The 10,268-nt window shown below is 34.9% G+C and carries 9 protein-coding genes and 1 tRNA gene; 4 read left to right on the top strand and 6 right to left on the bottom strand.

Translation table 11 applies throughout. The features are described 5' to 3' along the window. The first annotated feature begins 83 nt into the window (after window positions 1-83). The 4 genes from DB895_RS14535 (at window position 84) to DB895_RS13405 (ending at window position 1,237) form a co-directional block, all read left to right on the top strand. Window positions 84-356 carry a T9SS type A sorting domain-containing protein gene (locus DB895_RS14535; RefSeq protein WP_166426984.1) on the top strand — a complete coding sequence of 91 codons (273 nt, stop codon included), beginning with the start codon at window positions 84-86 and terminating at the stop codon, window positions 354-356. Between the two features lie 304 nt (window positions 357-660). Next, the gene (locus DB895_RS13415) at window positions 661-867 is read left to right on the top strand and encodes a hypothetical protein (RefSeq protein WP_116725880.1); all 207 of its coding nucleotides are present in this window, start codon (window positions 661-663) and stop codon (window positions 865-867) included. A 2-nt stretch (window positions 868-869) separates the two neighbouring features. After that, window positions 870-1,121 (top strand): hypothetical protein, encoded by a 252-nt coding sequence (locus DB895_RS13410; RefSeq protein ID WP_116725879.1) that lies wholly within the window; start codon window positions 870-872, stop codon window positions 1,119-1,121. A gap of 36 nt (window positions 1,122-1,157) precedes the next feature. Continuing rightward, window positions 1,158-1,237: transfer RNA gene (locus DB895_RS13405), tRNA-Leu, on the top strand. Between the two features lie 51 nt (window positions 1,238-1,288). Here the strand turns inward: DB895_RS13405 and DB895_RS13400 are convergent. From DB895_RS13400 to DB895_RS13375, 6 genes are all read right to left on the bottom strand, one after another. Continuing rightward, window positions 1,289-2,836 carry a Fic family protein gene (locus DB895_RS13400; RefSeq protein WP_116725878.1) on the bottom strand — a complete coding sequence of 516 codons (1,548 nt, stop codon included), beginning with the start codon at window positions 2,834-2,836 and terminating at the stop codon, window positions 1,289-1,291. A 206-nt stretch (window positions 2,837-3,042) separates the two neighbouring features. Further along, window positions 3,043-3,810, bottom strand: coding sequence for an amidohydrolase (locus tag DB895_RS13395; protein WP_116725877.1), 768 nt, complete (start codon window positions 3,808-3,810; stop codon window positions 3,043-3,045). Window positions 3,811-3,882: 72 nt separating this feature from the next. Next, entirely contained in the window at window positions 3,883-4,557 is a 675-nt protein-coding gene (locus DB895_RS13390; RefSeq protein WP_133242680.1) for a GDSL-type esterase/lipase family protein, read from the bottom strand. A gap of 16 nt (window positions 4,558-4,573) precedes the next feature. Beyond that, window positions 4,574-6,532, bottom strand: a complete 1,959-nt coding sequence (locus DB895_RS13385; protein ID WP_116725875.1) for a sialate O-acetylesterase — start codon at window positions 6,530-6,532, stop codon at window positions 4,574-4,576. A 2-nt stretch (window positions 6,533-6,534) separates the two neighbouring features. Then, window positions 6,535-8,763: a glycoside hydrolase family 3 N-terminal domain-containing protein gene (locus tag DB895_RS13380; protein ID WP_116725874.1), complete on the bottom strand. Its 2,229-nt coding sequence runs from the start codon at window positions 8,761-8,763 to the stop codon at window positions 6,535-6,537. Between the two features lie 45 nt (window positions 8,764-8,808). Beyond that, window positions 8,809-10,266 carry a glycoside hydrolase family 30 protein gene (locus tag DB895_RS13375; protein ID WP_116725883.1) on the bottom strand — a complete coding sequence of 486 codons (1,458 nt, stop codon included), beginning with the start codon at window positions 10,264-10,266 and terminating at the stop codon, window positions 8,809-8,811. Between the last annotated feature and the right edge of the window lie 2 nt (window positions 10,267-10,268).

The following is a 10,268-nucleotide window of genomic DNA, read 5'->3' as shown; positions in this document are numbered from 1 at the left end:
TTGCCGATAAGGGACTTGCACCCTCTAGATAAAATTCCTACTTTTGAGGAATTGGAAGTGCATGCAAGGCACACACAGAAGATTTGTCTAATAATACTTTTATACAAGGACACGTAAATTTTTATCCAAACCCAACTTTTTCAAAAATCAACATTGACTTAGGTAACCAATCTAACTTTATTGGAAGCAAAATAAAAGTAACCAATATATTAGGTCAAGAAATATATAATTCAATGATAAGTCAACAAATAATTGAAATTCCTTTAAGCTCAATTGCTACAAGAGGTTTGTATTTTATTAGTTTAATTAATGGTGAAAACAAAGTGATTACTACGAAGAAAATATTCTTGAATTAAAAAAAATCATGATAGAAATGGAAAGTAAAAACAAGATTATAGATGAATTAATTACCTGTTTGAGACAAGAAACAGAAAATATTTTCATTAAAATTAAAGAAGATAAAATCAACAATAGATTTTTAAAATTGATGAAAACAGATTTAAAAAAAAAAATCAACTATTGAAATTAATTTATTTGTCAATGAAGTAATAAAAGAATTAGATTCTTATGTTAAAACATTTGAAGAAAATGAAATTAGTTGTAGTACAATTATTATCGAAAAACTTCAAGAATTAATAGAAACCGATAAAAAACTTTAAAATGTGTAGATTTAAAATACAAAACGTAAACGACGATACTATAATTGAAATAATCTCAATGAATATTGACAATGAAAATAACATACTTGCTGTAGAAGAAACTGTTCCTTATATTTTGAGTATAAGTGAGTTTAAAGACAAAATACTTGGAACAAATTCGGACAATACGGGAGAGTCAAAAGAAGCAACTTATAAAATAATAAAATAAATATGGAAGAAATTAAACAATCAATAATTAATCATTTTGATTCTAAAAACGAGAATTTTAAAGAATTATTAAATAGAGAATTTACAAGGCACGAACCTTCAATCACTGCCCCTAGAATTTACGTTTATAGAGACATTCTTATTTTGGAATTGTATAGGGAATTACTTGAGCGAAATGGTAATTTATTAGAAGGCATAGAAAAAAATCCTTTAGATTTTATTGAAGAAACTTTGTATTCTCATTTACTAAATTAACTCTTCTCGAAAAGAAAAAAAACTAAATTCTTTTCGAGAATGGCTGAATGGTTAAGGCAGCAGTCTTAAAAACTGTGGGTTCAGAAATGGGCTTGTGGGTTCAAATCCCACATCTACCGCTGTTCTGGGGGCAAGTTTAGTGCTTGCCCTTTTTTATTGACTAATGTTTAAATTCTAGCAACCGGTTTTCCATCTATCGATGCGGCTACTAGATAAGCTATAAATTTAGCAAAGGGTTCAATACTTTGGTTTACACTGGCTTGTTCTAGGGCATTCATATAAACATCTCTTTCCTGAACAGGAATAACTGTCCACGGGTAACCTCCGGAAGATAACATTACATTCATTAAAAAACGCCCAATCCGTCCATTTCCGTCCATATAAGGGTGAATAAATACAAATACAAAGTGTCCTAAAACCGCTCGAACAGAAGCTTCTTCCTCTTCCTCCAACAATTGAAAAAGAACAGGCATTACATCCCTAATACCCTCTCTGTTTACAGGTACGTGTTTAGACTGTCCAATATAAACCTGATGATTTCGATAACCCGCTAAATCCGAAGGTTTCAACAAACCTACGGCAACACTGGGAGCAAACAATTCACGATACCAATCACTATGGGTGTCGTCGGCTACTTTTCCAGCATGTTCTCCATCTAATATTCGGGTTACACTCTCTTTTACAGCAATAAAAGCCTGCCAATAGCCTCGTGCTGCCATAGCATCACGTTGTTTTTTATCGGCTTCATTTTCTTTGGCATTCCATACCCCACTTTTAACACGTTCAATCAGTTCGGGAGTTACTAGGTATTTTTCAATAGATAAGGAATGATAAGCATCTGTACTATAAATCTCTTCTATTTGTTTCAAATAAGCTGATTTATCAAGTGGTATTCCTGGAGATTTTGGAAAAACAGCAATAACTGTCTTTCGCATTTCATACCACATCAAACGAATTCTATTGACATAAGGTGAACGTTCCCTAGTGGACAATGAAATTAAAGTTTTTTCTTCAAAGGGATCAACTTCTCTTACATCATAACCAGCAGCTTTCATTGTTTTTAAAATAGTATCTGCCACTTTAACCTGACCTATATTTCTAAAAGCACCTACGATTCTGCCTGCTTTTAGGCTATGACCACCATCAAGCAATATTCCTAATAACTGTGAAGCATCTGTAATTAAACTATAAGCCGTTCGAACATCGATAGGATTACTAATAAATAAGGAAGGAGAACAATATACTATAGCCGAAGGCAGATTTAATACCCGAAGCCCTTTATGTATCTCAACGGTTTCTAATTCCGATAATGGCGATTTCATGGTGAATAATGTAGTGCTAAAAAGTAAAGTGGTTAGCCCATTATTTCCTTTTGTGGAACGAATAATGAGTTGATGAGGTACCGCATCATTTCCAGCATGTATCAACAAAGATTGGTCTGCACTAACACAATAGTCTTCTCCGTAACGTTCTTGTAAATACCTTGAACAAAAATCCCAATAGGAAATGTACCAAGAAGTACTATCGCCTTTTTTTTCATCAGGTGAAACGGGTATATACCAACCTTTAAAAACCTCACGAATAAAACCTTGTTTGAGCAAGCGTTCTTTATGTACTCTACTTAAATCGGCTGATTTAATACCAACAATTTTTTGGTTCTGTAACTTTTGAAGTACCTCTAATGATGATGCTAATTTTTCTCTAGGTGCAGCCATAGAAATAGAATAGTTAGTTTAGGGTGTTTGTTATTTTATTACGCCGTATATATGTTATTATATTGTGTCGTGCATTTTTTATTATATAATGCAAATATAGAACTTAAAAAACAAAAAATGTTGGACATTGAAGAACTAATTTTGAATAGTACAACCTCAACTTTAAAGAACTTTTCTCCATGTCAATTGGGATGTGGAGCAAACTTTTAATCTAAAACTGTAAAAGCATCCCTGTCGTTTAAAAACCCAAATTTTTCTCTAGTTTCTAATAAAGTCTTTTTATTCAGCGTTGTAATATAAATGCCCTCATTTTCTTGAGGTTCAATGAGGTAATTCCCTAAAAAATCAATCGCTTGAGAATGCCCGCTGTATCCCTGTTTGTTATTGTCTTCGCCTATTCTATTCACCCCGATGGTGTAGCACATATTCTCTATAGAGCGTGCTTTTAATAAGGAATCCCAAGCATTAATTCGTGCTTTTGGCCAATTGGCAACATAAAGCAACACATCATAATCTTCCGTATTTCGGGAAAAAACAGGGAAACGCAAATCATAACATATTAGCGGACAAATTTTAAAGCCTTTGTATTCTACAATTAATTTCTGCCTTCCGGAAGTGTAAATTTTATCCTCACCGGCCAATGTAAACAAGTGTTTTTTGTCATAAAACTGGATTTCCCCTGACGGAAAAACAAAAACCAATCTGTTGTAAAAATCACCGTTTTCTGTAATGATTAAGCTACCGGTTATTGCGCAATTTTTAGCTTTAGCCAAAGACTGTAACCACAAAACCGTTTCGCCTTGCATGGTTTCGGCAACAAGATTGGGACTCATGGTGAAACCCGTAGAAAACATTTCGGGCAGAACAATTAAGTCAACATTTTCAGGAATGGCGTTGATTTTTTCTTCGAAGTGATTTCGGTTTAATTTTGGATTTTCCCAAATTAATGAAGACTGAATTAAAGCTATTTTCATTGATGAGTAATTTCTATAAAGATAAAAAACCGAACTCAATTTGGGAGATTAATCGCAATAAAATCTTTTTCCCTACTCTTTTCCTATTTTTTTCCTTATCTCTTTCGTCCAAATTTCATATCCCTTTTTATTCATGTGCAAACTATCTCCTATAAATAGTGCTGAAATTGGCTTCCTGTTTTGCAACATTTTATCCCAAATATTTATGAAATGGGTATTTTTTTGTTTCTTGCAAAATTTCTTGATTTGTTTGTTTGCATCCATCATTCTATCTTTCATGCTCCATCTTAATGGACAGGGCTTTAATGAAACATAATAGATATTTATCTTGGGGAATTTTTCTCTTATGTGTTGGTATAAAACCTTAAAACGGTCAAAAACAATTTTCGTGGTAACAGTATCGGAAGAAGCAACATCATTTTCACCACAATAAATAACAATTCTTTCGGGATTGTATTTTTGAAATACATCCTTCCGATAGCGAATGACATCTAATAATGTCGAACCCCCAAAAGCACGATTCAACGGCGCATATTCTGGCAAATCTTGCTCTAACGTTTTCCACTTTGTAAAAGATGAACTTCCTATAAAAAGTGTTTTATAAAGGGCTGGTATGGCTATACTGTCCTGCTTTTTAAAGGCTTGGATGTCGTTCCAAAAAGGCAATTTTTGAGCTTCATTCGTCGTTAAAAACAACAACATCTGAACGCAGAAAATCGTTTTTAAAAAATTTAGTTTGATATTCACTTTATTGAATTTATTATTATTTTAATTTTTCAAAACTGTATTTTGCTTCTTTTGTAATCGTTTTCCAGTCGTCAGTTCTGAAAGGAATAGCAGGAAATCCTTCTTTATTAAATAAATTATTATCCGAAGCATCACCAACCCATCCGAAATGAACAGCGATTGGATTTTCTACGTTTTCACTAAAAAGGATTACTTTATTATCTTTGATGAACGCTTTGGCACAATAAAATACTTGATCCTTTCCTGCAATTTCAAAGCCCTTAATGTAACCATATTGGTCTGAAGTTGTTAATCCCGTTCCCAAATTATCAAAAGAAAGCATGATTTGATTGCCCTTTATTTCCATCGATTTGTAAAAAGGTCCTGCACAAACGATTTCTTTTTTATATACATTCTTCAAGGCAAGCGTAGCCAAACGTTTTCCTAAATCCTGTTTATTGAGCGGATGAATACTTTTTGTGTCACCTATGTCGGTAGTTACAACCATACCGGTGTTAGGCACTTGCAACGTTAGGGTTTGTGCCTCACGCAATTCAGCCCAAGCGCAACCCTCATTACTGTTTCCCGAAGTGCTAAATGTGGCCAATTGCACAAAATAAAACGGAAAATTACCATGATTCCATTTTTGTCTCCAGTCGTTTATCAGTAGTGGAAAAGCTTTTCTATACTGATATGACCTGTTAGAATTTGATTCCCCTTGATACCATAAAACCCCTTGAAAGGCGAAAGGAATTAATGGATTTATCATAGCATTATAAGCCAATGAAGGAAAAGCATTTTCATTGATATCACTTTTTAAAGCTTCTACCTGAAATTTCCATTTCCCATTTAATGGAATGCTAGTATTCTCTAAAGTTAATTTTAAATCGGATGAATCTCCATAAATTCCACCACCGCCACCATTGTCAACTACTCTAATGGCTATCGTATTTTTCCCTTCTCTTAAAACACCATTTGGAATGCTATATTTTCTACTGGCATCCCATTGTGCCATACCTCCCACTTTGATGCCATTGACGTAGGTAATATCCTCATCATCAATTTTAGAGAGTTCCAATAATGCTGTTTTTTTGCTGTCTTCCGCAGATAATACAATCGATTTACGAAGCCAAACCACACCGTCAAATTCACCTAAACTCTGTTTCTCCCATATTTCGGGTTCGTTGAATTCCAGCCAACGAGAATCGTCAAATCCTAATTCTTTGAAAGAACCCGTATTAGCCTCACTTAGTTTTGAGCCTTGTAAAATTTCAATATTTTTTCCAAAACTACTTACATTTAGTTTAGTCAGTGAATCCAAACTAATTTTAGGCATTCCATCAATCATTTCTTTATACTCTTCGCTGCCTTCAAAACCCTCTCGGCTAATCCAGGTTTCGATATTGGTGCCTGCCCAAGACACATTGATTAATCCAATCGGGATTTTTAATTCTTCGTATATCTTTTTGGCGAAAAAATAACCTGCACCCGTAAATTTACGGACGGTTATGGAATCACAAACCTGCCAAGTTCCAGAACCAAAATCGTTTTGAGGCAAAGAATTTATTTCTTTTGAGATTTTTATCTGTCGGATAAATGGATTATTGGCTGTCGCTATTTCCTTTTTTGCATTCAAGGATTGTTCAACCGACCATTCCATATTGGATTGTCCGGAACAAAGCCATACTTCACCAACGAGGACATTATTTATTTGAATGGTGTTTTTTGCTTTAACAGTCAATTGATAGGGGCCACCGGCAATTTCATTATCCAAACGCACCGTCCATTTTCCGTTTTTGTCGGATTTAGTTGATTTGGTTTGATTGTGAAAGCGTACCGTAATTTTCTCATTGGCATCGGCCTGACCCCAAACAGGAATCAAGACATTGCGCTGGAAAACCATATTGTCTGAAAATATTTTGGGTAAGGTGACTTGTGCGTTTGTTGACAAGCCTAAACCCAAAACACATAAAAAAGAAAGGAACTGTTTTTTCATTTTCACTTTATTAATTCAAAACTACCTTTCAAACGAATATCTTCAGAAGAGGAACCAATCATCAGATCAAAATCGCCGGGTTCTGATTGGTATTCCAATTTGCTGTTGTAAAAAGACAATTTGCTGTTATCAATTACAAATTTAAGGGTTTTAGTTTCACCGGCGTTCAATTTTATTTTTCGAAAATCTTTCAATTCAATTATTGGCCGCACAACGGAGCCTACTCGATCTCTCAAATAAAGTTGCACCACTTCTTCCCCAACAACTTTTCCGGAATTTGTAATATTTAAAGTAACTTCAATTATTTCCGTATTTTTTAGCTTCGTTTTAGACAATTTCAAATCCGAATATTGAAAAGTAGTGTAACTCAACCCATAACCAAATGGAAATTTTGGGCCGTTTTCTAAATCAATATAAGCAGAAACATAATTTGTATTTTCCTGGTTTTGAGTGGGTCTTCCCGTATTAAAATGATTGTAATATATTGGGATTTGCCCTTCATCTCTAGGAAAACTCATTGGTAATTTACCTGAAGGGTTGTAATCGCCAAATAATACATCGGCAATCGCGTTTCCGGCTTCACTTCCCAACCACCACGTATAAAGTATGGCTGGAACATTATCGGCAGTCCAATTAAAAACAAGGGGTCTCCCTGCATTTATTAATATTACGACTGGTTTTCCTGTAGCCACAATAGCTTTGACTAAATCCTCCTGAACTCCCGGCAAATGAATATTGCTTCGACTTTTAGCTTCGCCACTCATATCGTAGCGTTCTCCAATACTTAAAATTACCACATCTGCTTGATTCGCCGTGGCAACTGCTTCAGCAAAACCGTCTTTGTTTTCGCCTTCAATATCACATCCTTTTGCATAAAGTAATTTGGAATTTTTGCCCACTTTATTCTCCAATCCTTTCCATTGCGAAACGATGTATGTAGAATCAATATTCTTTAAATCTAAAGCCCAAAATCCGTGGTTCGCTCGAAGCGGTTTTACCATGGGACCAATAAAAGCAATAGTTTTTGTGGTTTTTGAAAGCGGTAAAAGGTTGTTTTTATTTTTCAGTAAAACAATACTTTTGGTTGCTACTTCTCTAGCAATTTTTGTGTGCTCCGGATTGTTCAATTCTTTTTGTTCCCTGTTGGCATTACAGAATTTAAAAGGGTCGTCAAATAAGCCCAGTTCAAATTTCTTGCGAAGTACCCTTTTTACAGCATCATCCACTAAAGCGATTGGCACTTTCTTTTCTTTTACCAATTGGGCTAAATTTTCTCTATAACAATTGCTCTCCATGTCCATATCGCTACCCGCAGCTATGGCATCAAATGCGGCATTTTTTTTATCTTTAGCATAACCATGGGCTACCATTTCTCCAATAGATCCCCAATCGGAAATCACAAAACCATTAAATTTCCATTTTCCTTTTAATATATCCCGTTGCAGGTATTTATTCCCTGTTGCCGGAATTCCGTTAAGATCATTAAAAGAATTCATAAAAGTGGCGGCACCTGCGTCTAAAGCTGCTTTGAAAGGAGGCAAATAGGTTTCCCAAAGCATCCTCTCGCTCATATCTACCGAATTATAATCTCTTCCTCCAACAGCAGCTCCGTAAGCGGCAAAATGCTTCACACAGGCCATCACGGAATTGATTTCTCCCAACTTTCCTTGAAAACCTTTTACCCTTGCATAGGCTATTTTAGCACCCAAATAAGAATCTTCTCCTGCTCCTTCCATCACTCTTCCCCAACGAGGATCACGACAAATATCCACCATTGGCGCAAATGTCCAATGAATTCCTGATGCAGCGGTTTCGGTGGCCGAAATTCTGGCAGAAAGTTCCATCGCTTCTAAATCCCAACTTGCGGCTTCGGCTAATGGAATTGGAAACGTGGTTTTATAACCATGAATGACATCCTGACCAAATAACAAGGGAATTTTTAGTCGGGATTGCAACGCATATTCCTGATATTGTCTTGTATAAGTTGTGCCTAAAACGTTCAACATAGAACCCAATAGTCCCTTTTTAATTTCTGATTGTTTATTTGGATTTATTGTTATTGGTCCTGTAGCAGACCAATCGCCTGAATATTGATTGAGTTGCCCAATTTTTTCTTCAATCGTCATTTGTTTTAATAATGCATTGACTTTTTGGTCGATTGTATTTTGTTGAGAAAAACTCTGTATTGAAAAGAAAAGTAAAAATAAACTTAAAAGTGTTTTATTAAACATATTCATAAATCTGTTTTTGAAAATATAAAACTACGTTTTTTTGAGTTAAAAAACTACCGTTTGAATAGCGTGAGGCAAAATGGAAATTTCTGTATATTTTGTACCAATGCACAAATTATATATTATCTTCTTGTCGCTTTGGCTCATAACAACAGTAACTACTTTACCATCTTGGTTTAGAAAAGAAGTGGTTAGCAATTGGCTTCGGCTGGCTACACTACTAATTCTTTTCGCATTTTTACCAATAAATTTAGAAAAATGACCCATAAAATAGTATGACGGCGTATAAATTAATTCGCCTGTTTTTGTATTTCCATGAATGGGGGCAAAACAAAAATTACCCACATGGTTTGGCCCTCCGTTTTCATCCAAAAGGATGTTCCAATCCGTCCAGCCAACAGTTCCGTTATTGAAATCATTTATCATGGAACGACCATAACGTTCTCCGTTTGCCCAAAGTTGGAGTTTTTTAGCATCGAATTTTTCTACGCATCCTTCCGTGAAAAGTAAGTTTTTATCGGGATACATTTCATGAACTTTTCCGACATTATTAAACATTGGCTCTCCACCACTCCAGTTTTCATACCAATGAAACCCTATGCCCCAAACATATTTATTGGCTTCGGCATCCTCAAGAATGGTGCTTGCCCTTTGTGAAATTAAATCCCGGTTATGATCCCAAACGGTTATTTTTTTATCGCCAAGTCCTGATTTTTTCAATGTTGGTCCTAAATATTTTTTTAGAAAATCACGTTCTTCATCAGCGGTAAAAATGCAGGATTCCCAAATTTGTTTTGCCATAGGCTCATTTTGGATGGTTAATCCCCAAACTGGAATCTCTTCTTTTTGATAACTATTTATAAATTTTACATAATAATTAGCCCAAGATTGATAAAATTCCGGCAATAATTTCCCGCCTTTAAGCATGTTTTTATTGTCTTTCATAAATGCAGGCGGACTCCATGGACTCACAAATAAATTCAGTTTCCCTCCCGCAGTGGCTATTGCTTTTTTTATCAAAGGAATTTTATATTTCCTGTCACGGTCAATAGTAAATGTTTTTAATTCCTTGTCTCCTTCTTGTATATAGGTATAACTTTCTGAACTAAAATCACAACTATTGATATTTGTTCGTATCAATGAATAGCCGATTCCCTTATCTTTAGAGAAATAAGCATCAAGGAATTCTTGCTGTTTGTTAGAAGGTAATTTGGCAAAAACTTCGGCACTTGCATCCGTAATTGCACCACCAATTCCTAAAAAAGTTTGAAAGGTTTTATTTGGATTCACAAACACACAAATTTGAGTTTCCAAAGGCTGCGTTAAATCTGAAAAGGCAAGAATATCTGTTTTAGACAATCTTAAATTAGTACTATCCGCAGAAGTATAAACCGAAATTAATCGGTCTTTTGTAGAAAATATTTTTGTTGGGGTTTTACTTTTTTGTTGGGAAAACCCAAAAAAAGTGCTCGCCAAAAGCATTATTATTGCTATCCTTTTCATTT

This window comes from Flavobacterium psychrotolerans (assembly GCF_003097635.1).
Taxonomy (GTDB): Bacteria; Bacteroidota; Bacteroidia; order Flavobacteriales; family Flavobacteriaceae; genus Flavobacterium; species Flavobacterium psychrotolerans.
This window is presented reverse-complemented; position numbering and strand designations above follow the sequence as displayed.

Bases quoted from the DNA above. Each gene is read 5' to 3' on its own strand.
- DB895_RS13415 (WP_116725880.1), top strand. From the start codon at position 661: ATGTGTAGATTTAAAATACAAAACGTAAACGACGATACTATAATTGAA.
- DB895_RS13410 (WP_116725879.1), top strand. From the start codon at position 870: ATGGAAGAAATTAAACAATCAATAATTAATCATTTTGATTCTAAAAAC.
- DB895_RS13400 (WP_116725878.1), bottom strand. From the start codon at position 2,836: ATGGCTGCACCTAGAGAAAAATTAGCATCATCATTAGAGGTACTTCAA.
- DB895_RS13395 (WP_116725877.1), bottom strand. From the start codon at position 3,810: ATGAAAATAGCTTTAATTCAGTCTTCATTAATTTGGGAAAATCCAAAA.
- DB895_RS13385 (WP_116725875.1), bottom strand. From the start codon at position 6,532: ATGAAAAAACAGTTCCTTTCTTTTTTATGTGTTTTGGGTTTAGGCTTG.
- DB895_RS13380 (WP_116725874.1), bottom strand. From the start codon at position 8,763: ATGTTTAATAAAACACTTTTAAGTTTATTTTTACTTTTCTTTTCAATA.
- DB895_RS13375 (WP_116725883.1), bottom strand. From the start codon at position 10,266: ATGAAAAGGATAGCAATAATAATGCTTTTGGCGAGCACTTTTTTTGGG.